This window comes from Erwinia sp. JH02 (assembly GCF_013074405.1).
GTDB classification, from domain to species: Bacteria; Pseudomonadota; Gammaproteobacteria; order Enterobacterales; family Enterobacteriaceae; genus Erwinia; species Erwinia rhapontici.
Genome location: NZ_JABANZ010000003.1, coordinates 495,448 through 520,329 on the forward strand (window position 1 = coordinate 495,448; position 24,882 = coordinate 520,329).

The window sequence follows — 24,882 nt, forward strand, 5'->3', positions numbered from 1 at the left end:
GCTGAGGGTGTGCATCAGGAGGCTGGCCTGCAACACTGGTCGACCGAAACAGAAGGTCGGCCACCCCGGTTCACCGTCAACGCTGGCCCAGTTACCCCCTCAGATCGCCCCAACTAAACAGTTAACGCCGTCTTACACGTCCCTACAGTTAAGGCTAATTATTAGTTATTTAGTCTTAAAAAAGTCTTTAGGTAGTGTGCTGTGTGATTTATTGACTAGTGTCAAGATTTGGATTCATTAATCCGATACAGTGACTTTAATTAGTGATGATGGTGACTTTCATCACATTTTTTAATTAGGGCATTAAGTTTATGAAAAAACTATTTATTGTTGCTGCTGTGTTATTCGCTGGATGTAGCTCTCAGGCTTCACGTTTGGCTTCCTGTGAGGCTCAAGGCATCAGCCGTGATACGTGCTACCTTGCAGAACAAAATCGTCAAGCGGCTATTGTCGGAGCTGCTGAAAATCAGGCTTTACGTAATGCAAGCACTGTAAAATTTCATGCTCAATCAGCGCATAAAGTCAAAGTGTGGAAAGGGTACGGCGTGGTCGTTAAGCAGGATAGTTTAGGTATCGTTTCTGTTGAGGGTAAGCCTGCTGTATTGACTGAATCAGCACCTAACGGAACTAAGAGTTATCAACAGGGTTTGTTTGATGTTGTTTTCTACCCATCCGGGAAAGTGTGGCTAATTAAATCTGGTGTTGTTCAGGGGGCTTTGAAATGAAACTAATGGTTCTGTTAGTGGTGGTAAGGTCTCTTACGGCGTGAGCCACAATAAGCCACCAGGCTAAGGAAGGTTAAATATAGGTAAGTCATTGTGGGGTAAGATAAAAATTGGTCGGCACGGAGAGATTTGAACTCTCGACCCTCGCCACCCCATGACGATGCGCTACCAGGCTGCGCTACGCGCCGACAGAGTCATCTATATTACCCAACTGCATCCTGATTGCAACCCGCTAACGCGTTGACTGCTCTAGATTTATACAGCTAATTTGCGATAAATCGTTTTTCGTCAGTCAGAACCTGTAACAACAATGCCAGCTGCGGCTTGTGATCTTTCAACGGCTGGCCCTGCAAATCCCAGGCAGCATAGCCCCCATTGTTATCCAGCGCCAGCGTCTCCTGCGGGGTGGTGATCAGCAGTTGATGATGGGTGCTGCTGGCAACCCAGTTGTGACGTCGCTGGGCAGCAAACAGATCCTCGCCCTGCGAGTAATCAACCGCTGGCGTGTTGACGTGCAGCAGGCGCTGCATCAGGGTGGTCATTATATCCTGATGATCTGTCAACTTATTGACGGTTTGCGCAGGGGTTTGCGGCCAGTGAACCACCAGAGGTACCTGCAACATTTCACGATTTCCCGGCGTGGTATCGCCTTCCAGCACCACGCCGTGTTGGGCGGTGATCACCACCACGGTGTTCGCCAGTAATCCTTTTTGTTCCAGGGTCGTCAGCACCGTCTGGATCTGCTGGTCTACACTGGCCGCGGCGCGGTTGTAGTGACGAGCGCTCTGCTTATCGGCGCTATCACTGCTGTCAGATGTCGACAACGACAGGTAGGAGAACCACGGCGTACCTTCGTTTTTATGTCCGTCCAGCCAGCGCTGCCACTGACGAGTGGTATCCGCATTCGACTGGCTCTGCGATGTCGGTAAAGAGAAGTCGGTGAGCAGGGCCTGGCGATACAGCGGCGAGTTGAAACCGTCGCTGGCAAACAGACCCAGTTGGTAACCCTGTTGCCCCAACGCCGTGATCAGCGTTGAGGGAATACGCGATGACAGCACGCCATCCATATAGCTTGGTGAGATGCCGTAGAACAGGCCAAATAATCCACTGTCTTCCGTAGCGCCTGAGCTGAAATGCTGGCTGAAGCGCACGTTACTTTCGGCAAAACGTGTCAGGTTGGGCAATGATTTCGCCATCGAGGCTTCATTCAGCCCATCAACGGTAATCACCAGCAGGTTGTTACGCGTGCCTTTATCACTGAAGGTGATATCGCTGAGCGGATAAGCGACTGACACGGCTTCAGGGTTACCCTGTTGTACCAGGCGGCGTTGATATTCCTGAGCATCCAGCAGGCCGTGCTTCTCAAGGAAGCGTCGCGCGGTCATCGGATAAGAGAGCGGCAGGTTCGAGCGCTGCATAGTGATTGGACGGTAGAAATTGGCATCCGCCCAGATGTACATCAGGTGGCTGGCAAAGAAGGCGCTGATAAACAGCCCGGCCAGGGGTTTACCAAAGCTGCGACGGTTCAGACTGCGCAGTTTCTGCCAGCTCCAGGTGGCAAACAGCATCTCCACCAGGAAGATGACCGGTACGCTGATAAACATCAGTTGCCAGTCACGGGCCATCTCACTTTGGTCGGGGTTGACCACCAGCTCCCAGACGACCGGGTTCAGGTGCAGGTGGAAGCGGGAAAACACCGCACTATCCACCAGAACCAGCGTCAGCCCGGCAGTCGCGATAATCGCAGAGAGAAAGCGCAGCAGGCGCTGCGACATCACCACAAAGGTCAGTGGAAATATAATCAGCAGATAGGCAGCGAAAACAATAAAGCTGAAATGGCCAATCCAGCTGCTGAATGAGTAGATGCGACCGGCCAGCGAGGCTGGCCAGTCGGAGACAAACAGGTAACGGCTACCCAGAATAAGCGCAAAGATGATGTTAAACAGGGCGAACCAATGCCCCCAGCTAATCATCTGGGACACTTTTTCACGGTAGCGCTGTCGATTTGTTACCATATCGGAATCAGGATCATCTCATCAGTGGGCTTGGTCATCGCGTACCGACGCCTGCAGGGCATCGGCAAACGAACGTGCCATTGCCTGGCGCTGTGCCGGTGACACGCTGGTGTTAAGTAAGTTGGTCACCATATTCCCCAATACCATCAGGGAAAGATCGGTTGGGGTCTGGTTTGATTCCAGAACCTGGACCATTTCTGCGAGGATCTTCTCCACGCGCTCGTTGCTGTAGCGGGATGATTGTGCCATAACGTCAATTTTATACTGAGGTTTAAAGGGCGCTATCTTACCGTAAGAACGTGCTTTTTTCTGCATTTTTATCGTAATGACGCGCGAATGGACTGTGCATCGTTCTGACAGTTGATCGTAAAGTCGCACAGTGATTGAATACGCGCCTGTGCTTAAAGGAGAGTTTACCATGAGTCTGGATATCACCCAGATTGCCCTTCACCAGATGATCAAGCGTGACGAACAGACGCTGGAGCTGGTGCTGCGAGATTCACTGTTACCGTCCAACGCGCCCGTGACGGCAATGATGGAAGAGCTGCATCGCGTTTACAGTGCCAAGAGCAAAGCCTATGGCCTGTTTAATGAAGAGAGCGAACTCGCCGATGCATTACGCAACTGTCGTAAGGGCGAGAATGATTTCCTGGCGTTTAGCCGCGCCGCCAGTGCACGCCTGCGCGATGAGCTGAGCAAGTATCCGTTCGCAGAGGGTGGCGTGGTGTTATTCGGTCACTATCGCTATCTGGCGGTTGAGTATTTGCTGATTGCGGTACTGAACAGCCAGAACAGCATGCGTGTTAACGAAGAGCTGGATATCAGCACGACCCACTATCTGGACATCAATCATGCCGATATCGTGGCACGCATCGATCTGACCGAGTGGGAAACCAACCCGGAATCGACTCGTTACCTGACCTTCCTGCGTGGGCGGGTGGGGCGTAAAGTGGCTGATTTCTTTATGGACTTCCTCGGTGCCAGCGTGGGCCTGGATACAAAAGCGCAGAACCGTGGCCTGCTACAGGCGGTGGATGACTACTGTGCCGAAGCCAGCCTCGATAAAAATGAGCGGCAAAACTACCGCCAGCAGGTTTCCACTTATTGCAACGAGCAGCTTAAATCCGGTGAAGAGATTGAACTGGAAGGCCTGTCGAATGAGCTGGCCCCGCTGGGAGACAAAACCTTCCAGGCCTTTACTCAGGAACAGGGTTACGAGCTGGAAGAGAGCTTCCCGGCAGACCGCAGTACGCTGCGCCAGTTGACCAAATTTGCCGGCAGCGGCGGCGGGCTGACGATCAACTTTGACGCAATGCTGTTAGGTGAACGTATCTTCTGGGATCCGACCACTGACACGCTGACCATTAAAGGGACACCGCCTAACCTGCGCGACCAGTTGCAGCGCCGTACCAGCGGAAAATAGACGAAAAAAAACGCCGCATTAAGCGGCGTTTTTTTCACATCTAAAACGAACGGGCGATTAAGCGCGAACGAAGTCGATGTGGTGCAGTTTTGGCTTGAACGGGTGACGCTGAACAGCCTGCACTTTTACTTTAGTTTCTTTGCCATCAACAACCAGGGTCAGAACTTCGTCGTAGAAACCAGGCTTCGCCTGCAGGTTCATAACAGAGTCGTGGTCCAGTTCGATAGCAACAGCTGCTTCATTTCCGCCATAGATGATGGCTGGGAATTTGTTAGCTAAACGCAGGCGGCGGCTCGCACCCTTGCCCTGCTCTTTACGAGCTTCAACATTAATAGTGAACATTTTTAAGTCTCTTCAAGTTTTATTCCTGCTACAGGCGACCCAGCAACAGGTGGATTGTTCAGCTTTTATCCGGCAAAGCCAGTTAAAAGCGGGCGGAATTATACCCGGGTTTGCCTTTTCAGGCAATGTATTAAGTCGGAAAGCAGAGCAGGAGCGGCAATCCGTCTGTTTTAACGTAATTCGTTGGCCCGGCGGAAACGTCCCTGGTAATCAAACACTTTCTCGCGCACTTGCCAGTAATGGCGCTGTTTACGCGCGACGACGAAATCGGGATGACGCAGCAGCGGCTGAAGCGCAATGATATCGGCAGCGCTCTTCCAGCACAGCGGTACGCCGGGTGCACGTTGATGCGGGCGCAGAAATAGCTGCTCAAAGGCGGTGCGCTGCGCCGGGGTTTTTAAACGAAAGCGCTCGCTGACTTCGGTCGCTTCTTCATCGTAGTAACGCACCTTCAGCCATTCGCCCTGGTCGTCGCTCCCGTTCTCCAGCACCATCGCCGCACAGCGCAGCACCAGCGCATCTTTCAGTTTCAGTGCGGCTTTCAGCATATCGTCAGGGTCAACAAGGATTGCATCACACTCCCGGCAGCGGCGTGCGGCAATATCATTTTCAGCATGACAGTGTGGGCAGTTTTTAAAGCGAAAACGGTAATCACACTGTTCACGCAGCCCGTCATCATCCTCCAGCACGCCCTGGCAGCGACGGCCAAAGTGTTCGATAAGGGTGCCATCCTGAGTGGTTTTGCCCCAGAAGGTATTGGCAAAACCACAGCCAGGGCAGAAAACCTGCACCGGCTGATTATCACTTTTACCCTTGGGCGCACCGACTTCCGGGGTAAAAATATCGTGGGGGTTACCGGCATAGTCGAGGATTAGACAGTCTGTTTTGCCAGGACTGAGCCGCAGCCCACGTCCGACAATTTGTTGATACAGGCTGACTGATTCCGTGGGGCGCAGAATAGCGATAAGATCAACATGCGGCGCATCGAACCCCGTCGTCAGCACCGACACATTGACCATATACCGCAGTTCACGTGCTTTAAATGCGGCAATCAGCGCGTCACGCTCGACAGCCGGGGTGCCCGCGCTGATCAGGGCTTTACTGCCCGGCAGCAATCCGAGCACTTCACGCGCATGGTCGACCGTGGCGGCGAAAATCATCACGCCTTCCCGCTGTTGGGCAAATTCAACAATCTGCTGGATAATGTGCGGCGTAATACGCTGCTGCTGTTTCAGTTCACGGTTGAGGTCCGCCTCGCTGAACAGGCCGTTTTCCTGCGCCTGTAAACGACTGAAATCATACTGCACCACCGGCATATCCAGCCGCTCTGGCGGCACCAGAAAGCCGTGTTTGATCATATAGCGCAACGGTAGCTCATAGATGCAGTCGCGAAAGAAGGCGCGTTCGTCGCCTCTGACCATGCCGTGATAATGGAACTGATAAATCCAGCCTTTGCCCAGGCGATACGGTGTGGCGGTCAGGCCCAGCAGCCGGAGCTGCGGGTTATGCTGGCGAAGCTGATTGATAATTTGCTGGTACTGGCTGTCGTCGGCATCGCTGATGCGGTGGCATTCGTCGATAATCAGCAGCGAAAATTCCGCACTGAACTGCGCCAGATTTCGTGCTACTGACTGCACGCTACCAAACACCACCTTGGCATGACTCTCTTTACGTTGCAGTCCGGCGGCAAAGATATCGGCTTCCAGCCCATATGCCTGATATTTACTGTGGTTCTGCGCCACCAGCTCTTTCACGTGGGCCAGCACCAGCACGCGCCCGCGTGCGACCCGTGCCAGTTCTGCAATCACCAGGCTTTTACCGGCTCCGGTAGGCAGTACAATGACCGCAGGTTGCGACGTGTGGCGGAAATAGCGGATGGTGGCATCCACGGCTTCCTGCTGATAGGGACGTAGGGTGAACGACATGAAGACCTGTAAAGCAGCAATAAAGGGACATTATGCCATGAAAGCGCCATAAGAATACGATCCCCTCTGTGCCTCAGCCCCTTCTGCCGCTATACTCCCTGTTCCATTCCGGATGAGCGTTCTGCGCCACATCAAAAGACGATTATCGTCAGTTTCCACTCCAAACTAATTACAGGCAGTGCAGAGTTAATGCGACTTGATAAATTTATATCCCAGCAACTGGAAGTCAGCCGTGTCATCGCCGGGCGTGAGATTCGTGCAAAGAAAGTGACCGTAGACGGTGACGTTGTACGCGATAGTGCATTTAAACTGAGCCCGGACAGCGCGGTTGAATATGATGGCAATCCGCTGCAACAGCAGCATGGCCCGCGCTACTTTATGCTGAATAAGCCGGTCGGTTATGTCTGTTCCACTGAGGATCCCGATCACCCGACGGTGCTGTTCTTCCTTGAAGAACCTTCCGCCTGGAAGCTGCATGCCGCCGGGCGTCTGGATATTGATACTACCGGTCTGGTGCTGATGACCGATGATGGTCAGTGGTCCCACCGCATCACGTCTCCGCGCCATCACTGTGAAAAAACCTATCTGGTGACGCTGGAATCTCCGCTCAGTGACGATACCGCACAGCAGTTTGCTGACGGCGTTCAGCTGCACAATGAGAAGACGCTGACCAAACCTGCTACGCTGGAAGTGATTGATCCGCATCAGGTACGTCTGACCATCAGCGAAGGGCGCTATCACCAGGTAAAACGTATGTTTGCCGCGGTGGGGAACCACGTCGTGGGGCTGCATCGTGAACGTATTGGTGCGATTGCGCTCGATACAGAGATGGAACCCGGTGAGTATCGTCCTTTAACCGCAGAAGAAATTGCCAGCGTCGGACTGACGCGTTAGTGAATTTTTGTCCAGCAGAGGGGCAGGTGAGTGGCAAAAGATAAGAATTCCTCCATGGGACTGGTGGTGATCCTCGGGCTGCTGGCGATGCTTATGCCGCTGTCGATCGATATGTATCTTCCTGCCTTACCGCAGATTGCCCGCGAATTCGCGGTGTCAGCGGGCAGCGTACAGATGACGCTGAACGCGTATATTCTCGGTTTTGCCCTGGGTCAGCTGGTCTACGGGCCGCTGGCTGACAGCTTTGGCCGCAAACCGGTGATTGCGGCAGGAACGCTGATTTTTGCTATTGCGGCTGCCGCCTGTGCTCTGGCGCAGACTATCGATCAGTTGATCACACTGCGTTTTCTGCACGGCCTGTCGGCGGCGGCGGGCAGCGTGGTGATCAGTGCACTGATGCGTGACAGCTACTCGAAAGAGGAGTTTTCCCGCATGATGTCCTTTGTCATGCTGGTCACCACCATTGCACCCCTGCTGGCACCGATTGTTGGGGGCTGGATGCTGCTGATCTGGAGCTGGCATGCCATTTTCTGGACCATCTCGGCGGCAGCGGTGGTCACCACGCTGCTGGTGGTGACCCAAATCAAAGAGACGTTGCCGAAGGACAAACGGCAACCGTTCAGCCTGCGTACCACGTTGCGTAACTTCCTCTCTCTGTTTCGTCACAAGCGGGTGTTCAGCTATATGCTGGCCAGTGGATTCTCGTTCGCCGGGTTGTTCTCATTTCTGAACGTCGGGCCGTTTGTCTATATCGAGCTGAACCATATTTCGCCGCAGGATTTTGGTTATTATTTTGCGCTGAACGTGGTGTTTCTGTTCCTGATGACGCTGCTAAACAGCCGTTGCGTGCGCCGCTTTGGTCCGCTGGTGATGTTCCGTTTTGGGCTGTTAATCCAGTTCTCGATGGGCGTCTGGCTGGTGGTGGTGAGTGCGCTGAATCTTGGTTTTATACCACTGGTGTTCGGCGTGGCGATGTTTATCGGCTGCGTGGCAATGGTCTCGTCTAATGCGATGGCGGTGATTCTGGAAGAATTTCCGCATATGGCAGGAACCGCCTCCTCGCTGGCGGGTACGCTACGCTTCGGCGTGGGCGCGCTGGCAGGCGCACTGCTCTCCACGATTACGTTCACCAGCGCGTGGCCCATGGTCAGCGCCATCTTTATCTGCGCCACCACGTCCATCATGTTGTTTATCTACGCTTCGCGACCGCGCAAATCTGTCCCTGCGGGCTGACGAGTCGTGTAGGGCCGATCATGTGTTGCGATCGGCCCGTGCGAAAAATGTCTCCCGGCGTAATGACAACCCTCTCTCACCCCACTGGCTCCCCAAATCTCGCCTCCCGGCCTAAAAACCCTGCTCAGGATGTTGATTTTTTGTAAAAAAATTTCCATAAAAAAGTAACAACATTGCAGCGAAAACGGTTGTTATCACCCGGCGAACGCGGTAAATATAACGAATAAATGAGAGGCATCTCTCAAAAATGGGGCCGGATACGTGATTTTTCATGTCAGCCGATGCTCTGACACAGGGTAAATAGTTCCAGTAATTAACAGGTTAATCTGTTAGCGAGAATTGATGATTTACCTTGTGAATTATTTGTGAAAATATTGTTTAAAAATCGCTCTGGGGAGCTCTGGTGAATACGTTACAACATTCAGTGGTACATCGACTGCCGCAACGCTATCACTGGTGTGCCGGCCCGGTCGGACAGGTCATTGAAGCACAGACCCTTAACGGTCTGAACGGCGATGACGATCTTATCGGGTTGCGCCTGCTGAGCCATAGCGGCGAGTCGGCATGGGAAACCATGCAGAAGATTGAGTCGGCGCTCGCGGAAATTCAGTTGGTATGTTCGGTGGTCGAGTGGGAAGGGGAACCTTGTCTCTTTGTTCATCGTGATGATGAATGCGCAGCAACCTGCCGACTGAAAAGTTTCGGCGTTGGTATTGCCGAACCTTTTCTTAGCGACCGCAGTGCCTGATCGCCATTCAGCGTCAGGCCAGCGTGAGTAACTGTTGTGTATAGCTCTGCTGCGGTGCGCTAAATACCTGCTCACACTCACCCTGTTCAACCACTTCCCCCTGACGCAGTACCACTACCTGATGACACAGTGATCGCACAACGCGTAAATCATGGCTGATAAAGATATAGGCCAGACGGTGCTGTTGCTGAAGCTTTTTCAGCAATGTCAGGATCTGTTTTTGCACCGAACGATCAAGCGATGAGGTCGGTTCATCAAGGATGATCAGCTGCGGTTGTAAGATCAATGCCCTGGCGATAGCCACGCGCTGGCGCTGCCCGCCGGAAAACTCAGAGGGATAACGCTGACGCGTCTCAGGGTCCAGCCCCACTTCCTGCATTGCGGTGATGACCCGTGCTTCGCGTTCAGCGTGACTCAGTTCAGGATGATGTACCTGCAAACCTTCGGCGATAATCTGCAAAACGTTCAGGCGCGGGTTGAGTGAGGAGTTAGGATCCTGGAACACCACCTGAATCTGGCGCCTGACGGGCAGCATTTTTTTGCGGTTCAACAGGTGCAGAGGCTGGTTCTTAAACCAGATTTCCCCCTGCGAATGCAGCAGACGCAGCAACGCCAGCCCGGTGGTGCTTTTACCGGAGCCTGATTCTCCCACCAGGCCCAGGCTCTCTCCTGGCCGCAGCGTGAAACTCAGTGACTTCAGCGCATGATGATAACCCACGGTGCGCCTCATCAAACCTTGTTTGATCGGGAACGCGACGGCCAGATTTTCCACGCGCAGCAACGGCTCGGCCTGCTCGTCAGCCGGATCCGGCTGGCCTTCGGGTTCCGCGTTCAGTAACTGCTGTGTGTAAGCGTGCTGAGGGGCGCTGAAAAGCTGATGGGTGCTGTTATGTTCCACGCCCTGACCGTTACGCATCACGGTCACACTATCCGCCAGCTGTCGCACAATATTCAGGTTGTGGGTGATAAACAGCAGGCCCATATTCAGCTCCTGCTTGAGCTCTTTCAGCAGGGTGAGGATCTGTGCCTGCACCGTGACATCCAGTGCGGTGGTCGGCTCATCGGCGATCAGCAGTTCAGGCTGCGTCAGCAGCGCCATGGCAATCATCACGCGCTGGCGTTCACCGCCGGAAAGCTGGTGCGGGAAATCATTCAGACGGCTGGCGGCCTGGCGGATGCCCACCCGATCGAGGCAGGTCAGCATCTCAGCGCGTGCGGCTTCACGGCGCATACCACGATGCAGTGACAGCACCTCATACAGCTGTTTTTCGATGTTGTGCAGGGGGTTCAGCGATACCATCGGTTCCTGGAAGATCATCGCGATGCGGTTGCCTCGCAGGCCCCTTAGCGTACTTTCCTCAGCGTGTAGCACGCTTTTTCCATCAAACAGAATATCGCCCTGCGGATAGACCACCGGCGGTGTGGGCAGCAGACGCATCACCGACAGGGCAGTGACACTTTTCCCTGAACCCGACTCACCCACCAGTGCCAGCGTTTCACCGGCATCCACGGATAGTGACAGCCCATCCACAACACGACGTTCTACGCCACCCTGACGGAACGCGATACTGAGATCCTGAATCGTGAGCAGCGCCATATCAATACACCTTGCTGGGGTCAAAGGCGTCGCGTACGGCTTCACCAATAAAGATTAACAGCGACAGCAGGATCGCCAGTGAGAAGAAGGCGGTCAGGCCGAGCCATGGGGCTTGCAGGTTATTTTTACCCTGTAACAGCAGTTCGCCCAGCGAAGGTGAGCCGAGCGGCAGACCAAAGCCGAGAAAGTCCAGCGAGGTCAGCGTGGTGATTGATCCGCAGAGAATAAAAGGCAGATAGGTCAGTGTGGCAACCATCGCATTTGGCAGCATATGGCGAGACATAATGCGCCAGTCGCTCACACCCATTGCCTGCGCGGCACGGATGTAGTCAAAGTTACGGGTACGCAGGAACTCTGCACGCACCACGCCGACCAGTCCCATCCAGCCAAACAGCACGGTGATCCCCAGCAGCCACCAGAAGCCGGGCTGAATCACGCTGGAGAGCAGGATAATCAGAAACAGCGTTGGCATACCGGACCAGACTTCAATAAAACGCTGCCCCCAGAGATCGACCCGCCCGCCAAAATAGCCTTGCACCGCTCCGGCGAAAATACCCATCACGCTGGAGGCAATCGTCAGCATCAGACCAAACAGCAGGGAGATACGTGTGCCGTAAAGAATGCGCGCCAGCACATCGCCACCGTTAGCATCGGTCCCGAGCCAGTTCTGCGTGGAGGGGGGCGAAGGGAAGGGAACGGTACTGGCAAAGTTAATCGTATCATCACCAAAGCGGATCGGTGCCCAGATGGCCCAACCATTCTGGTCCAGACGCGATTTCAGCCACGGATCCTGGTAGTCAGCCGGGGTTGCCAGCGGGCCACCAAAATCACTCTCCTGATAGTTGACCAGCAGCGGGAAGTAAGTGCGATCCTGATAATGCACCACCAGCGGTTTATCATTGGCTAACAGCTCTGCACCAAGACACAGAATAAACAGCACGGCAAAGATCCACAGCGACCAGTAACCCCGGCGGTTATGGCGGAATCGCGCCCAGCGCGCCTGATTAATCGGGTTTAAACGGCTCATTAGCGGCCCTCAAAATCAATGCGCGGGTCGACCAGCGTATAGGTGATATCGCTCAGGATATTCAGTAGCAGGCCAATCAGGGTGAAAATATACAGCGTGCCGAACATCACCGGGTAATCGCGCTGGATCGTGGCATCGTAGCCCAGCAATCCCAGCCCGTTGAGTGAGAACATCACTTCGATTAACAGTGAACCAGTGAAAAACATACTGATGAAGGTGGCCGGGAACCCGGCAATCACCAACAGCATGGCGTTACGGAACACGTGGCGATAAAGAATTTTTTTCTCGTCCAGCCCTTTAGCGCGGGCGGTAACAACATACTGCTTGCGGATCTCATCCATAAATGAGTTTTTGGTCAGCATGGTGAGCGTAGCAAAACCGCCAATCACCGTTGCCAGTACCGGCAGGCAGATATGCCAGAGATAATCGGTGACTTTGCCATACCACGGCAGGGAATCAAACTGCGGGGAAACCAGCCCGCGTAGTGGGAACCAGTCGAGATAACTGCCCCCGGCAAACAGCACAATCAGCATGATACCGAACAGGAAAGACGGAATGGCGTAACCCACGATGATCAGCGTGCTGCTCCAGATATCAAAGGCACTCCCGTTGCGCACCGCCTTTTTTATGCCCAGCGGTATCGAGACCAGATAAATAATCAACGTGCTCCAGAGCCCGAGCGTCACCGACACTGGCAGGCTCTCTTTGATCAGCTGGATTACTGAGCTGCTACGAAACAGGCTGTCGCCAAAGTCAAAGCGCACGTAGTTCCACAACATGGTGAAGTAGCGCTCATGCAACGGTTTGTCGAAGCCGTAACGTTTGGTAATCTCGGCAATCACTTCCGGGTCCAGGCCGCGTGAACCCCGGTACTGACCGTCGCCCGGCGCGGCGTTAAGCGAGCTACGCCCGTGAGCCGAACCTTCCGCCCCGGCGCCGGGGAGGCCGGTCGTCTGACCAAACTCAATATTAGCAATCGCCTGATCTACCGGGCCGCCCGGTGCGATCTGCACAATGAAAAAGTTGATAGTGATGATCGCCCAGAGCGTTGGGATAATCAGCAATAAACGACGAAGTAAATAAGCACCCACAGTCAGACTCCTTAGCGACGTTGCGCCGGCAACTGTGCGGCTTTGTTGACATCGTACCACCAGTTATCAAAACCCTGCGCATAGGTTGGGCGCGTGGCTGGCATCGAAAACTTGTTCCAGTATGCGTAACGGTCATTGGCGGTATACCACATCGGGATCATGTAATAGTTCCACAGCAGCACGCGATCCAGGACGCGGCCCAGCGGCAACAGTGCCTCGGCATTGCCCTGATTCTGATTAATGCGGGTGATCAGGTCGTCAAGCAGCGGACTGCTCACGCCAGGCGTATTGTAACTGGAGTCCATATAGGACGTGGCCCAGTAAAACTGCAGGCCAGTATCGGGCGTAGGAAAGGCCGAATAAACGGTCGGCAGCATATCAAAGTCACGTTTCCGCAGGCGTGCCAGATATTGCGAACTGTCAACCTGACGCACCGTCATGGTAATGCCGACCCGCGCCAGGTTGTGCTGGAAGGGGAGAACCCATTGGTCGTTGCCGCCGCTGCGCAGCAGCAGCTCAAACGTAAAGGGTTTGCCGGTCTTACTGTTAACCAGCCGCTGGTTTTTCAGCTCCCAGCCTGCCTGGTTCAGTAGCGCCAGCGCCTGCAACAGTTTTTCCCGGTCGTAACCCGTGCCGTCAGATTTCGCAGGTTGATAGATCTTATCGATCACCTCCTGCGGATACTGGCCCTTTAAGGGGCCAAGGATCTCACGCTCTTTGGCATCAGGAAAGTGGCGCGCGGCATACTCGGTATTCTGAAAATAGCTGTCGACACGTTTATAAGCATTATAAAACAGGGCCTTGTTCATCCATTCAAAATCAAACAGCAGCGACATGGCTTCGCGTACCTTACGGTCGGCAAACTGAGGCTTCTGGGTATTAAATGCCAGCCACTGGGTGTTTGTGGCAACGGTATTCGGCACCTGTTCTTTAATGATATATCCGCGTTCGAAATTCGAACCACTGTACTGCGTAGCCCATTTCTTGGCCGACCCTTCGGTACGAAAATCAAATGCGCCGGCTTTAAAGGCCTCAAAGGCGACGTTGTCGTCAAGATAATAGTCGTAGCGGATCGTATCGAAATTATAGCGGCCTTTATTCACCGGTAAATCTGCCGCCCAGTAGTCTTTCACCCGCGAATAGGTTATCGACTGGCCCACTTTATACGCAGAAATACGATAAGGTCCGCTGGAAAGAGGAGGGGAGGGCAGGGGTTCCCCGAGATTGCGATTTTTCCAGAATTTTTCCGGAAACACGGGAGAAGAGATCAGCGACATCATCTTATCGCGGTCTCCCTTCGGCAGATCGAAGCGTACGGTGAGGCGTGAAAGCGCTTTCACTGTCACCCCTTTGTAAAACACCCGATACTGCGGCACGCCCTGCGTCATAAACATATTGAAGGTAAAGGCCACATCCGCAGCGGTAATCGGTGAACCATCCTGAAAACGCGCCCGTGGATTGAGGGTCACTTCTACCCAACGATAATCATCCGGATAACGGGCAAATTCCGCAATCAATGGATACAGGCTGCCGACTTCGTCATCAGATGAGGTAAATAAGCGGTCATACAACGTGTCCGTACCCACCCCGGGGCTGCCACGCAGGGCGAAGCGGTTGAAATTATCAAAGGTACCAATAGAAGAAAGTGTTGCGCTGCCGCCCTTCGGTGCGGCCGGGTTAGCATAATCGAAGTGTGTGAACCCGGCAGCGTACTTCGCCGTGCCCAGTTGAGCGAAACTGTAGCTCTCATTAATTTTTTCTGCCTGCACGCTGGCCGCAGACAGGCTAAGTAATGCAAGGGCAACAATACGCACAATCATGGTTTCAACAGGCTCCCACCAGCGACAAATCGGTTATATTTGCAAGCCGTGGCAGTCAAACCACGATGAGACAATGATAGTAAAGGTTTTTATCTGATTTAACAGCCCGTTATTCCTTTAAAATTGTACTGGGAACAGGCGTTTGTTGCTCAAGGTAGTACTCAATAAGCTGTGGCACGGTACGTGGGCGACTGAACAGATAGCCCTGCAAATAGGTTACGCCGCGGTTGATCAGCCACAATGCCTGTTCGCCCGTTTCGACACCTTCGGCCACCGTATTAAGGTTGAGTTTGTTCGCCAGCGTCAGCACCGCGTCCAGTACGGGAGAATTGACCGTCTCCATACCGATGCTTTGTACAAACCCCCGGTCGATCTTCAGATAATCAAACTGGAATTTTTCCAGATAGATTAATGCGCTGTGACCGGTGCCGAAATCATCAATGGCTATTCTGATGTTCTGCTGGCGGATCCAGTCGAATATTTCCTCAGTCCCCTGTTCGCTGACCATCGCCCGTTCGGTGATTTCAAACACGTACTCAAAATGGCCCGCAGGCATCATGGCCAGCCAGTCCCGCACATCCTGGCGAAAGCTCGGGTGAACAAGGTGATTGGGCGACAGATTAACCCCCATTTGAGTGCCGACGGGCACTACTTTACAGAGGCGATGCGCGTCCTGTGCCACCAGCGTAAAAAGATGGCGGGTCAGCGGCACAATCAGATTCTGTCCTTCGGCATAACTGATAAACGAATCTGGCGGGATACGGCCATCAGTCGGATGCGTCCAGCGCAGCAACGCTTCCAGCCCGTAGCATTTTCCGCTGTGGGTTTCGATGACGGGTTGGTATTCAACATGAAACTCTCCGCGCTTAATGCCAAGCATGATTTCTTTACCCGAGCGCAGGCGCAGCGTAAGCATCAGGAAACAGCCGCAGGTAATCAGTACGCCCATTAAGAGCCCTGCCAACAGGATAATATGGATATCGCGGCGTGGCAGCGCTTCGCCGTAAAGATAGAGCGTGAGGGGATAACCTGGAATGGCAATACTGCGCAGTGGCACCTTTGGCAGCGCGCTGCGTTTCACCACGCGTTGTTCATCCCAGGTGGTCATCGCACTGTCTCCGGCGACGATTGCCATACCGCTAATCTGTTGCTCGCGTGAGGCCAGCAGTAAATAAGGGGTGAGATTAATATTGAGGGTAGTGAAAACACCGCTGTTGGGCAGGGCAGGGTTTTTTAGCCACAGCACGATGGCGGGTGTATGGGGCATCATCGGCGTACCGGAGATCAGTCGAATGTCGGTGGCGTTTCTGACATCGGTATAGGGAGAGATTTCGCGGATATCCATTTGCATCGGACCGGTAGCGGATGAGCAAAAGGCACTGTGATCTTTGACCAGGAGAATAGCGCGAACATTGGCTGCAAAGGCTGAGCGTTGCGTAAGATCGTTGCGTATGGTTTCACAGGTCGCGTTGGTGGCAACCTGAAGTGGTTGGAGTGTGGTCTGCAACTCGTCGAAGGCGTTAACAACGTAACGTTGCGTATAGCTCGCGAGGCGATCGTGCGCTGCGGATCGCCGGCTCCAGGTGACGGTCAGCATAATGATAAGAAACAGTAGAAAAAAGAAAAAACCTATGGACGCACTGAGACAAACTATCTTGCGCGGCTGAGTCACCTGCCGCCTGACGGTGGTAGATAGTGGCATTCGGTGATCTCTCCCGTTTTCGCCGATTTTATTATTATTGGTCGCGAACTGCTTCTGGTGTCAGCCAGTGAGGATATAACGGAGGGGAAATTCTGTCTCTATCTTATTGATGGTAATCAATTCCTTTTCGGGCGGCCTGCCAGGTAAAACAACTGAAAAATTGTTCCAGGACGACGTAATCCTTTTTGCGGCAAAAAACAGGGTTCACTCCGCGAAATGACGAGCAGGAAGGACGGTATAAAAGGCAAAAAAAAACGCTGCCATGGCAGCGTTTTCATATCTCGTGTTCGCAGATTTCAAGGGAGTGAAATCAGCTTTGCGTTCGGCTCAATACCCTGCGGGCATCGCGGTAACGGTTTTTCCAGTAAGAATCATTCAGGTTCGAAATCATCACACCGCTGCTGGTGGAGGCATGAACAAAGTTGTCATTACCGATATAAATACCGACATGACGACCCGTGGAGCCTGCACGGAACAGCACTAGATCACCTGCACGCAGTTTTGCGCGCTGAATACTTTTTCCGGAATCTTCCTGCTCATACGTTGAGCGAGGTAAATCCAGGCCAAACTGTTCACGGAATGTGGTCTGGACAAACGCAGAGCAATCAATGCCACGTTTGCTGGTGCCGCCAAGACGATAACGTACACCTTTCCAGTCCGCATACTGGTCCATCAGGCGGGATTTGATATCCACATTCTGGACCATCTGTTCGAATTCATCCTGAGACGCTTGCAGTAAAAAACCGTTTTGATCTTTAACTGCATGAGTATCAGTTTGTACGTTGTGTCCGCTGTTCGAACTACATGCTGACAACAGTGTTGCTAATGCAACGGCGGGGAGCGCCCGCAAGATATATCTCAGAATAGGTTGAGACTTGACCATTATGTTTGTGATCCCTTGAAGTCCTTAACGACTAAGTCGTTAGCAAAATTGCGAAACGAAACGAGATTAATTAGTACAGGAGGTTAAGACAAATCGGAAAACCTTAAAATGTGTCATTGAGCACAAATTAAAATGTAACTTACCGAAATACTTTAGCCATTTAGCCTAATCGAAAACGAGATTACCCGATAACAAGCCCCATAGCGAGGGCTTTTAAGCACTTTTTTAGAGGATTTTACGATGTAAAACCATTACGTAACGAATTGGTCACATTATCGCCAATTAGCAGCTTAACTGAATGTGCTTAAGCGCAATTTTGCTGCTAACAACTACGGGTCAAGTCAAAATCAGAACAATCTGGATGGACAAGCTTGAGATGTAGCGGTTTCGGCTGTTATCCGGGGCATAATAAATACGTCTTATAGCCCCTTTTTCGCCTGCAGATTATTTGCCTGAACGGCAATATAGTGGACGTAAAAAAGAGTCTTTACATCCATGCGGCTGGGATTATTGTGCGGGTTTATATTTGCCCGGCAAATTGCGATACAGCCAGTTCACCAGATAATCACTCGCCGGTGTCAGCAACCACCAACTCATACCAACCAGTACGATTGACAGGGAACCCACGGCAATATCGGTAAACCAGTGTGCGCCAATCATCACGCGCGGCAGGGCAAAAATCAGCACAATAATCACGGCCAGGCCAAATGCGCGGCGGGTGAAATAGCGCAGCATAAAGCAGGCAAAAATCATCAGCATCATGCCGTGGTCACCGGGGAAACTGTCTGCTGAGGAATCTTTTGTCGGGATCCCGGTGAGTTTGGTCACGTGATTAACGTCCGGGAAGAATTTCGTTGGGCTGGGATGCGAAACCGGAATTTGATGGCCGAGTTGGTTAAGGCCCACTGCCGTGATTAACATGGTGATGCCGATGGCAAACATGCGGCGGCGCCCTTCAGGTGTTTCACGACGCCAGAAATGCAGGTACAACCCGCCCATCGCCAGCAGTGACACACCGTCAAAGGCGCGGAAGTTGGTAATAGCCACCAGCCATAACAGGATCGGATTGGTCGCCAGTCGCTGATTGAACCCGTAAAAAATGGTTTTATCGAGGGTAAACCACAGGCCATGGTTGGCCGGAATATACCATGAGAAAAACAGCGCCAGGCCGAGAACGTTCAGCAGCAAAATCAGTAAAAAACGTTTAATAGTCATATCCGTATAGGGGCTTTTTATAGAAAAGTCGCGGCGTATAATATATCTACAACTATAAACGAAGATTCAACAAAGCATTTTGCAAAAGATTCCATTCTGCTATTTCCTCATGAATTAACTCGATACGGCTATCAGGCGGTGTCGTCTGACGGGTTTCAATATGAAAGTCCGCACCCTGACGATTAATACTCACTAACCCTTCCGGAATGCGTAATACACCCTTAACACGCGAAACCGGTGCCAGTCTGGCCCATTCAAGCAGGCCGATGGTATCAAATACAGTTTCACTGTCGAAAATCCAACCCGCCGCAAAGTAACCCTGTCCCTGATTCACTGCCCGCCGCCAGCGCGCGTTGTCGTCCAGCTTCAGCGCGGCCAGCCCGGACTGCGACGGGCGATGATGATGATGGTGCGAGGGTGTTGGCAGCGCTTGCAGGTTGGCGCGCGGTTGATCGAGTAGTGCAGCATCGATCTGGCCGTGAGAGGTGGCAACCAGCTGACGAGGCGTTGCTGTGAGCTGCTGCCACTGATCAAGCCTTTCCCGGTCGGCCTCTTCCCAGCGATCTTGCTTGTTGGCGATAATAATATCTGCGGCGGCAAGCTGGTCGCGGAAGTTTTCATTTTCTACCACGCGTTTATCGGCAAGCTGACGCGGGTCGAGCAGACACAGGGTGGCGCGCAGGTCGATCCAGGGCTGATAAACGGTGGCTGACAGCATATCAAGGATCTGCTTTGGATGACCAAGCCCGGTAGGTTCAATCAGCAGGCGGTCAGGCTTAGCATGCTTCAGCAGCATATTTAGCCCTACCTGCATGGGCAGCCCGTTGACACAACACATGCAGCCACCGGGGATCTCTTTCAGTACCGCCCCCGTTTCTGCCAGCAGGGCACCGTCGATGCCAATTTCACCAAACTCATTCACCAGAACGGCCCACTGCTCACCTTCGGGTTTACTGGCCAGTAAATGGCGCAGAGTGGTGGTTTTTCCGCTGCCAAGAAAGCCGGTAATCAGATTGACTCGGGTCATATTCACTCCTCAGGAAAACTTTAATGATATTTATCGTTCTTGGCCCGTATTTGTTTTCATCACATCAATGTATGTAATTGGCTAAAGTCATCGAGAAGAAGATGAACAGTGAGGTTGATATGAACATTATTGCAACGACAGCCGTCGTTATGTTTTTCGCCTCATGGACGAGCAATGTAGTGGCAGACCAGCGTCAGTTACCAGGCAGTTCGGGAGTCATCCAGTTCAGCGGGAGGATTGTGGAGTCTGAATGCACCCATAAGATTCAGCAAAAACAGGTGCAAGTCTCATGCGAGCGTAATGGCCAGGCAAGACTCAGTCATATGTCGTTGAAAAGCACGGCCCCACAGTCTTTACCCTACAATCTCGGCACCAGCCAGATTCGCTGGCTCGACCAACAACACAAGACGGGCATTCTCTTGGTTGATTATCGGTGATACTGTTATGTTATAACATATTATAAATGGCGCCGTCACCTGACCGCGCCATTTTTCACGATGACTAGTCCGCGCGGCTCATATAACGACGCTCAGGGATATGAATGCGAATCTTATCACCATTGCTGAGGTACTCCGGCACCTGAACGACCAGACCTGTGGCCATTTTTGCGGGTTTTGTGCGGGCGCTGGCGGAAGCACCTTTAATTCCCGGGGTGGTTTCGACAATTTCCATATCTACCGTCTGAGGCAGCTCCAGCGCCAAAATCATACCGTCCATCGTCAGTACCTGAATACCCGGAATACCGCCTTCCGGCAGGAACAGCAGTTCATCTTCGATCTGCTCCTGCTTGAAGTTGTACGGCGTGTAATCCTCATCATCCATAAAGACGTATTCATCGCCATCAATGTACGAGAAGGTCACCTGGCGACGGCTGAGTGAAATGGTGTCGATGATGTCGTCACCTTTGAAACGTTCTTCCACTTTCATCCCGGTGCGGATATCCGTGAAACGCATTTTGTACAGCGTGGACGCGCCGCGTGCGCTCGGGCTTTGTACGTCAATATCTTTAACTAACAGCAGTTTGCCGTTAAAGCTGACGGCCATGCCTTTTTTGATTTCATTGGCTCTTGGCATAAAACAGGTCTCGTATGAAAGATGAGGGGGAAATTTATCGCGACACGTTACTCGCGCCCGCGTCGCCAGGCAAGATGGCCCGGAGAAAAATATGCGCCTGAAGGAATACGCACGGGCCGGACAGGGGGTTCGATCGGACCGAACCGGTTACAGGACAAGAATAGTATTCGCGAGGGCGACCTGCTATTGTCGCGCTTTCGTATTGGAGGTCAGTGATGGAGTGTCGCGCCGCCTGTGGTGCCTGCTGTACAGCACCGTCAATTTCATCGCCTATCCCAGGCCATCCGCACGGAAAACCGGCGAATACACCCTGTATTCAGCTCGATGCTCAGATGCGCTGCAAAATCTTTGGTTCGCCACTGCGGCCTAAAGTGTGCTCAGGATTGCAGCCGCAGTTTGAGATGTGTGGCACAAGCCGCGAGCAATCGATGGTGTATTTGCTGGACCTGGAAGCACAGACCGCCCCCTGAATCAGCCTGCGGGCTGTTCTGTGCTGGTTTCCCCTGACTGAGGTTCCGGCACGCGCAGCAGGCAAAGCAGCGAGGCGGCCATCATGACAACGGCAAACCAGAATACCGCGTGGAAACTCCAGACCTCAGCCACCATCCCAGCCAGCGAGCCGCCAACAATCCAGCCCATACGGGTTGAATTGGTGAACAGCGTTGTCGCTGCACCGGCCTGGCCTGGCATCATGTCCTGAAAGTAAATCATCCCGATGGCTGCCACCACCCCAATAAACATCGCATTCAGCCCCTGCAACAGCAGCATCGATACTTCGCCATCAAACATCAGCGTGCCGCTGTAAAACAGCAATCCTGAAAACGCGGCGCCACGCATCAGGCGGCGCTTACCGCAGCGTTTGGCATAATACCCCGCCAGCAGCATCACCGGGATCTCCAGCCCGGCAGCCAGACCCATCATCAGCCCGGCCAGTTTTTCCGGCAGATGCAGCTCATTCACCACATATAACGGCATGGTAATGAGATACAGACCATTGCTCGACCACATCAGCGTGCAGGCAATAAACAACATCAGCGTGGCACGGCGATGACGGCGCGGAGCCTGAATGGGCTGACGCATCACCAGGGTGGTTTTGCGCATTGAGGGCAGCAGATAGCGCACAATCACCGCGCAAAGTACAAAGGCCACGGCGGCTGTCAGATACATGGTGCGAAAGCCGTAGCCCAGCGCCAGAGCAAAGGCCAGCGGCGGACCCACCATCCAGGCCAGAGAGATCTGCGCACGCATGACCGAACTGAACATCACGTTTTCACGCCCGGTTTTATCTGAATGCTCACGCGCCAGCGCAAACATCTGCGAGGTGGCGCTGGTGCCGAAACTGGAAAGCAAAACGCCTACGAACAGTAAAATAAAGTAGTTGCGGTTCCAGGCAAACAGCAGCGACGCCATTGCGCCCAGCAAACAGCAATAGAGGATCAGTGTTTTACGATCGCCTTTGCGGTCTGAATAGCGCGCCAGAAGCTGGCTGACGACAATGCCAATCACGGCGCTGAGCGTGAAGAACAGGCCAACCATAAAGGGGCGAACATGAACTTCAGTGCTCAGGAACAGGCTGAGGGTTGGCGTTTGCAGCGCACCGGCCAGCCCGGAAATAAATGCCACGATCAGAAATGCAAGGGATTTGCTGTCAGGCAAGGTACGGGCGGGCGCAGCAGGTAATGACATGGGTTCGATAAGCCTGGTGAGGAAAAACGGCGAGATTTTACGCCCTAATATGAAAGTCGGGAAACCTTTTTCAATCGGGGGCGAAAGCGTTTTCATTTTAGGCACTTTTTGCACAATTCAGCGGTGAGAATGCTCGTCAGCATGCCTTCAGCTTTTCACTCTTTTGAGGTGCGTTTTTCTGAAAATGATTGATGAAATGTGCGGAGCGTCAAAAATCTGCTACGCGATTCACAGTAAAACTTGCAACAGATCCGCTATCGGGACCAAACTCATTGAAACGTTTCAGCGTTGTCTCCTCAGGTTGTTAGTGCAGAGATAGCGCTTTTTTTCTCAAATTAGCTGAAACGATTCAAATCAGCAGCGAGGAGAACCATGTTCCAGTTAGAACTCAACGCCATTAAGCCTGGAGCCCAGGCAGGCGACAAACAAGATGCTATCCGTCAGGTCGCCGCCGCGCTGACCGCCGCCGGTAATGTCGGCGAAGGTTATGTCGACGGCATGCTGGCACGCGAGCAGCAGACCTCCACTTACCTCGGTAACGGTATTGCTATCCCGCATGGCACCACCGATACCCGCGATCTGGTGTTAAAAACCGGTGTGCAGGTGTTCCAGTTCCCGCAGGGCATTGCCTGGGGCGAAGATCAAACGGCCTACGTGGTGATTGGTATCGCCGCGAAGTCTGACGAACACCTCGCGCTGCTGCGCCAGCTGACGCATGTGCTGAGTGATGACAGTGTGGCAGAACAGCTGCGCACCACCGACTCCGCAGAAACCCTGCGCAGTATTTTGATGGGTGAAAAACTGGCGGCAGAATTCAAATTCGATACCTCGCTGATCACGATCGATGTGGCCGCCAGTGACCTGATGACCTTACAGGCACTGAACGCCGGTCGTCTGCAACAGGCAGGCGCAGTGGATGCTTCCTTCGTGAGCTGCGTGATTGCCGGTAAGCCGCTGAATCTGGGGCAGGGTATCTGGCTTAGTGACAGCACCAACGGTAACCTGGCCAGTGCGGTTGCCATCAGCCGTGCTGCTGCCCCGTTCAGCGTTAACGGTGAAAGCGCGTCACTGTTGATCACCGTTTCCGTCACCGACGACCAGCCGCTGAATGTGCTGAACTACTTAAGCGATCTGCTGATTAAGCAGAAAGCGGATCGTCTGCTGAGTGCGGACGCAGCCGGAATTCTCGCCTTGCTGACCAGCGACGTCTCCGAACAGGCTGACGTATTGACCGAAGAGTTCACCATTCGTAACGAACATGGCCTGCATGCGCGTCCGGGTACAGCACTGGTCAGTGTGATCAAACAGTTTAACTGTGATGTGACTGTCACAAACCTTGATGGTAGCGGTAAACCGGCTAACGGTCGCAGCCTGATGAAAGTCGTGGCGCTTGGCGTGAAAAAAGGCCATCGCCTGCGCTTCAGCGCCAGCGGTGAAGATGCCCGCGCAGCACTGGATGCCATTGGTGAAGCCATCGCTGCCGGTCTGGGCGAGGGTGCATCATGAGCAGACGTGTCGCCACTATTACTCTGAACCCTGCCTACGATTTGGTGGGGTACGTTCCGGAAGTTGAGCGCGGCGAAGTCAACCTGGTGAAAACCACCGGGCTGCACGCAGCGGGTAAAGGTATCAACGTGGCCAAGGTTCTCAAAGACCTGGGCATTGATGTCACCGTGGGCGGCTTCCTGGGTAAAGAGAATCAGGACGGCTTCCAGCACCTCTTCAGCGAGCTGGGGATTGCTAACCGCTTCCAGGTGGTTGAAGGCCGCACCCGTATCAACGTCAAACTGACCGAGAAAGATGGCGATGTCACTGACCTGAACTTCTCGGGTTTTGACGTAACGGCACAGGACTGGGAGCGCTTTACGGCGGATTCACTGACCTGGCTGGGGCAGTTCGACATGGTCTGCGTCAGCGGAAGCCTGCCAGCAGGCGTTGACCCGGATGCCTTCACCGAGTGGATGACGCAACTGCGTACCCACTGCCCATGCATTATTTTTGACAGCAGCCGTGAGGCGCTGGTTGCGGGCCTGAAAGCCGCACCGTGGCTGGTCAAACCCAACCGCCGTGAGCTCGAAATCTGGGCAGGCCGCAAATTACCGACATTACAAGATGTGATTGAAGCAGCACATGCGCTGCGTGAGCAGGGGATCGCTCACGTGGTTATCTCTCTCGGTGCCGAAGGGGCGCTGTGGGTGAATGCTTCAGGCGAATGGATTGCAAAACCACCTGCCTGTGAAGTTGTGAGCACCGTGGGTGCGGGCGATTCTATGGTTGGCGGGCTGATATATGGCCTGCTGATGCGTGAATCGAGCGAGCACACACTGCGTCTTGCAACGGCAGTGGCGGCTATGGCCGTCAGCCAGAGCAACGTGGGCGTTACCGATCGTACCCAGTTGGCCGCAATGATGGCGCGTGTCGACCTACAACCTTTCATTAACTAACAGCAGGAGAC

General features: G+C 53.4%; 23 protein-coding genes and 1 tRNA gene. 9 read left to right on the forward strand and 15 right to left on the reverse strand.

Features of this window, described 5'->3' with window-relative positions; translation table 11 throughout:
- The first annotated feature begins 311 nt into the window (after nucleotides 1-311).
- A complete protein-coding gene (locus HHI26_RS11320) occupies nucleotides 312-725 on the forward strand; it encodes a hypothetical protein (RefSeq protein WP_133841444.1) in 414 nt (137 codons plus the stop codon).
- 111 nt (nucleotides 726-836) lie between these two features.
- Here the strand turns inward: HHI26_RS11320 and HHI26_RS11325 are convergent.
- From HHI26_RS11325 to HHI26_RS11335, 3 genes are all read right to left on the reverse strand, one after another.
- Nucleotides 837-913 (reverse strand) — tRNA-Pro (locus HHI26_RS11325).
- A 75-nt stretch (nucleotides 914-988) separates the two neighbouring features.
- A complete protein-coding gene (gene yejM, locus HHI26_RS11330) occupies nucleotides 989-2,740 on the reverse strand; it encodes an LPS biosynthesis-modulating metalloenzyme YejM (protein WP_133841445.1) in 1,752 nt (583 codons plus the stop codon).
- 21 nt (nucleotides 2,741-2,761) lie between these two features.
- Nucleotides 2,762-2,989 (reverse strand): YejL family protein, encoded by a 228-nt coding sequence (locus HHI26_RS11335; protein ID WP_133841446.1) that lies wholly within the window; start codon nucleotides 2,987-2,989, stop codon nucleotides 2,762-2,764.
- 169 nt (nucleotides 2,990-3,158) lie between these two features.
- Here HHI26_RS11335 and yejK point away from each other — a divergent pair, with 169 nt between their 5' ends.
- Nucleotides 3,159-4,163: a nucleoid-associated protein YejK gene (yejK, locus tag HHI26_RS11340; RefSeq protein WP_133841447.1), complete on the forward strand. Its 1,005-nt coding sequence runs from the start codon at nucleotides 3,159-3,161 to the stop codon at nucleotides 4,161-4,163.
- A 57-nt stretch (nucleotides 4,164-4,220) separates the two neighbouring features.
- On the opposite strand, the gene rplY is transcribed toward yejK, so the two are convergent.
- Together rplY and HHI26_RS11350 are read right to left on the reverse strand one after the other, a co-directional pair.
- Nucleotides 4,221-4,505 (reverse strand): 50S ribosomal protein L25, encoded by a 285-nt coding sequence (gene rplY, locus HHI26_RS11345; protein ID WP_133841448.1) that lies wholly within the window; start codon nucleotides 4,503-4,505, stop codon nucleotides 4,221-4,223.
- A gap of 170 nt (nucleotides 4,506-4,675) precedes the next feature.
- Nucleotides 4,676-6,430 (reverse strand): DEAD/DEAH box helicase, encoded by a 1,755-nt coding sequence (locus HHI26_RS11350; RefSeq protein ID WP_171149108.1) that lies wholly within the window; start codon nucleotides 6,428-6,430, stop codon nucleotides 4,676-4,678.
- 189 nt (nucleotides 6,431-6,619) lie between these two features.
- Here HHI26_RS11350 and rsuA point away from each other — a divergent pair, with 189 nt between their 5' ends.
- The 3 genes from rsuA (at nucleotide 6,620) to HHI26_RS11365 (ending at nucleotide 9,305) form a co-directional block, all read left to right on the forward strand.
- A complete protein-coding gene (gene rsuA / locus HHI26_RS11355) occupies nucleotides 6,620-7,324 on the forward strand; it encodes a 16S rRNA pseudouridine(516) synthase RsuA (RefSeq protein WP_133841450.1) in 705 nt (234 codons plus the stop codon).
- Nucleotides 7,325-7,354: 30 nt separating this feature from the next.
- Nucleotides 7,355-8,557 (forward strand): Bcr/CflA family multidrug efflux MFS transporter, encoded by a 1,203-nt coding sequence (locus tag HHI26_RS11360; RefSeq protein ID WP_171149109.1) that lies wholly within the window; start codon nucleotides 7,355-7,357, stop codon nucleotides 8,555-8,557.
- Between the two features lie 400 nt (nucleotides 8,558-8,957).
- Nucleotides 8,958-9,305, forward strand: a complete 348-nt coding sequence (locus HHI26_RS11365; protein WP_133841452.1) for a YejG family protein — start codon at nucleotides 8,958-8,960, stop codon at nucleotides 9,303-9,305.
- A 13-nt stretch (nucleotides 9,306-9,318) separates the two neighbouring features.
- Here the strand turns inward: HHI26_RS11365 and yejF are convergent, their stop codons facing one another.
- From yejF to HHI26_RS11405, 8 genes are all read right to left on the reverse strand, one after another.
- Nucleotides 9,319-10,902, reverse strand: a complete 1,584-nt coding sequence (gene yejF / locus HHI26_RS11370) for a microcin C ABC transporter ATP-binding protein YejF (RefSeq protein ID WP_167863612.1) — start codon at nucleotides 10,900-10,902, stop codon at nucleotides 9,319-9,321.
- Between the two features lies 1 nt (nucleotide 10,903).
- Nucleotides 10,904-11,929: a microcin C ABC transporter permease gene (locus tag HHI26_RS11375; protein WP_133841454.1), complete on the reverse strand. Its 1,026-nt coding sequence runs from the start codon at nucleotides 11,927-11,929 to the stop codon at nucleotides 10,904-10,906.
- On the reverse strand, nucleotides 11,929-13,020 hold the full coding sequence (locus tag HHI26_RS11380) for a microcin C ABC transporter permease YejB (RefSeq protein ID WP_133841455.1): 1,092 nt from the start codon (nucleotides 13,018-13,020) through the stop codon (nucleotides 11,929-11,931). The genes HHI26_RS11375 and HHI26_RS11380 overlap by 1 nt, the downstream gene beginning before the upstream one ends.
- 11 nt (nucleotides 13,021-13,031) lie before the next feature.
- Entirely contained in the window at nucleotides 13,032-14,840 is a 1,809-nt protein-coding gene (locus HHI26_RS11385; protein WP_171149110.1) for an extracellular solute-binding protein, read from the reverse strand.
- A gap of 109 nt (nucleotides 14,841-14,949) precedes the next feature.
- On the reverse strand, nucleotides 14,950-16,542 hold the full coding sequence (locus tag HHI26_RS11390; RefSeq protein WP_133841457.1) for a cyclic di-GMP phosphodiesterase: 1,593 nt from the start codon (nucleotides 16,540-16,542) through the stop codon (nucleotides 14,950-14,952).
- 310 nt (nucleotides 16,543-16,852) lie between these two features.
- Nucleotides 16,853-17,425: a bifunctional murein DD-endopeptidase/murein LD-carboxypeptidase gene (gene mepS, locus HHI26_RS11395; RefSeq protein WP_133841458.1), complete on the reverse strand. Its 573-nt coding sequence runs from the start codon at nucleotides 17,423-17,425 to the stop codon at nucleotides 16,853-16,855.
- A 507-nt stretch (nucleotides 17,426-17,932) separates the two neighbouring features.
- Nucleotides 17,933-18,640, reverse strand: a complete 708-nt coding sequence (locus tag HHI26_RS11400) for a phosphatase PAP2 family protein (RefSeq protein ID WP_133841459.1) — start codon at nucleotides 18,638-18,640, stop codon at nucleotides 17,933-17,935.
- 52 nt (nucleotides 18,641-18,692) lie between these two features.
- Nucleotides 18,693-19,667: a GTP-binding protein gene (locus HHI26_RS11405; protein ID WP_171149111.1), complete on the reverse strand. Its 975-nt coding sequence runs from the start codon at nucleotides 19,665-19,667 to the stop codon at nucleotides 18,693-18,695.
- A 77-nt stretch (nucleotides 19,668-19,744) separates the two neighbouring features.
- Between HHI26_RS11405 and HHI26_RS11410 the strand changes: the two genes are divergently transcribed.
- The gene (locus tag HHI26_RS11410; RefSeq protein WP_171149112.1) at nucleotides 19,745-20,104 is read left to right on the forward strand and encodes a hypothetical protein; all 360 of its coding nucleotides are present in this window, start codon (nucleotides 19,745-19,747) and stop codon (nucleotides 20,102-20,104) included.
- 64 nt (nucleotides 20,105-20,168) lie between these two features.
- On the opposite strand, the gene yeiP is transcribed toward HHI26_RS11410, so the two are convergent.
- A complete protein-coding gene (gene yeiP, locus HHI26_RS11415) occupies nucleotides 20,169-20,741 on the reverse strand; it encodes an elongation factor P-like protein YeiP (RefSeq protein WP_133841462.1) in 573 nt (190 codons plus the stop codon).
- A 215-nt stretch (nucleotides 20,742-20,956) separates the two neighbouring features.
- Between yeiP and HHI26_RS25485 the strand changes: the two genes are divergently transcribed.
- The gene (locus tag HHI26_RS25485; RefSeq protein ID WP_167863615.1) at nucleotides 20,957-21,211 is read left to right on the forward strand and encodes a YkgJ family cysteine cluster protein; all 255 of its coding nucleotides are present in this window, start codon (nucleotides 20,957-20,959) and stop codon (nucleotides 21,209-21,211) included.
- 1 nt (nucleotide 21,212) lies between these two features.
- On the opposite strand, the gene HHI26_RS11420 is transcribed toward HHI26_RS25485, so the two are convergent.
- The gene (locus HHI26_RS11420; protein ID WP_133841464.1) at nucleotides 21,213-22,427 is read right to left on the reverse strand and encodes a sugar efflux transporter; all 1,215 of its coding nucleotides are present in this window, start codon (nucleotides 22,425-22,427) and stop codon (nucleotides 21,213-21,215) included.
- 372 nt (nucleotides 22,428-22,799) lie between these two features.
- Between HHI26_RS11420 and fruB the strand changes: the two genes are divergently transcribed.
- On the forward strand, nucleotides 22,800-23,933 hold the full coding sequence (fruB, locus tag HHI26_RS11425) for a fused PTS fructose transporter subunit IIA/HPr protein (protein ID WP_133841465.1): 1,134 nt from the start codon (nucleotides 22,800-22,802) through the stop codon (nucleotides 23,931-23,933).
- On the forward strand, nucleotides 23,930-24,871 hold the full coding sequence (gene fruK, locus HHI26_RS11430; protein ID WP_133841466.1) for a 1-phosphofructokinase: 942 nt from the start codon (nucleotides 23,930-23,932) through the stop codon (nucleotides 24,869-24,871). The genes fruB and fruK overlap by 4 nt, the downstream gene beginning before the upstream one ends.
- Nucleotides 24,872-24,882 lie beyond the last annotated feature (11 nt).

Excerpts from the sequence above, each read along its gene's own strand:
- HHI26_RS11375 (WP_133841454.1), bottom strand. The coding sequence starts at position 11,929 with ATGAGCCGTTTAAACCCGATTAATCAGGCGCGCTGGGCGCGATTCCGC.
- rplY (WP_133841448.1), bottom strand. The coding sequence starts at position 4,505 with ATGTTCACTATTAATGTTGAAGCTCGTAAAGAGCAGGGCAAGGGTGCG.
- HHI26_RS11420 (WP_133841464.1), bottom strand. The coding sequence starts at position 22,427 with ATGTCATTACCTGCTGCGCCCGCCCGTACCTTGCCTGACAGCAAATCC.
- yejK (WP_133841447.1), top strand. The coding sequence starts at position 3,159 with ATGAGTCTGGATATCACCCAGATTGCCCTTCACCAGATGATCAAGCGT.
- HHI26_RS11390 (WP_133841457.1), bottom strand. The coding sequence starts at position 16,542 with ATGCCACTATCTACCACCGTCAGGCGGCAGGTGACTCAGCCGCGCAAG.
- HHI26_RS11350 (WP_171149108.1), bottom strand. The coding sequence starts at position 6,430 with ATGTCGTTCACCCTACGTCCCTATCAGCAGGAAGCCGTGGATGCCACC.
- HHI26_RS11320 (WP_133841444.1), top strand. The coding sequence starts at position 312 with ATGAAAAAACTATTTATTGTTGCTGCTGTGTTATTCGCTGGATGTAGC.
- HHI26_RS11400 (WP_133841459.1), bottom strand. The coding sequence starts at position 18,640 with ATGACTATTAAACGTTTTTTACTGATTTTGCTGCTGAACGTTCTCGGC.
- HHI26_RS25485 (WP_167863615.1), top strand. The coding sequence starts at position 20,957 with ATGGAGTGTCGCGCCGCCTGTGGTGCCTGCTGTACAGCACCGTCAATT.
- fruB (WP_133841465.1), top strand. The coding sequence starts at position 22,800 with ATGTTCCAGTTAGAACTCAACGCCATTAAGCCTGGAGCCCAGGCAGGC.
- yeiP (WP_133841462.1), bottom strand. The coding sequence starts at position 20,741 with ATGCCAAGAGCCAATGAAATCAAAAAAGGCATGGCCGTCAGCTTTAAC.
- fruK (WP_133841466.1), top strand. The coding sequence starts at position 23,930 with ATGAGCAGACGTGTCGCCACTATTACTCTGAACCCTGCCTACGATTTG.
- HHI26_RS11385 (WP_171149110.1), bottom strand. The coding sequence starts at position 14,840 with ATGATTGTGCGTATTGTTGCCCTTGCATTACTTAGCCTGTCTGCGGCC.
- yejF (WP_167863612.1), bottom strand. The coding sequence starts at position 10,902 with ATGGCGCTGCTCACGATTCAGGATCTCAGTATCGCGTTCCGTCAGGGT.
- yejM (WP_133841445.1), bottom strand. The coding sequence starts at position 2,740 with ATGGTAACAAATCGACAGCGCTACCGTGAAAAAGTGTCCCAGATGATT.
- rsuA (WP_133841450.1), top strand. The coding sequence starts at position 6,620 with ATGCGACTTGATAAATTTATATCCCAGCAACTGGAAGTCAGCCGTGTC.
- HHI26_RS11335 (WP_133841446.1), bottom strand. The coding sequence starts at position 2,989 with ATGGCACAATCATCCCGCTACAGCAACGAGCGCGTGGAGAAGATCCTC.
- HHI26_RS11405 (WP_171149111.1), bottom strand. The coding sequence starts at position 19,667 with ATGACCCGAGTCAATCTGATTACCGGCTTTCTTGGCAGCGGAAAAACC.
- mepS (WP_133841458.1), bottom strand. The coding sequence starts at position 17,425 with ATGGTCAAGTCTCAACCTATTCTGAGATATATCTTGCGGGCGCTCCCC.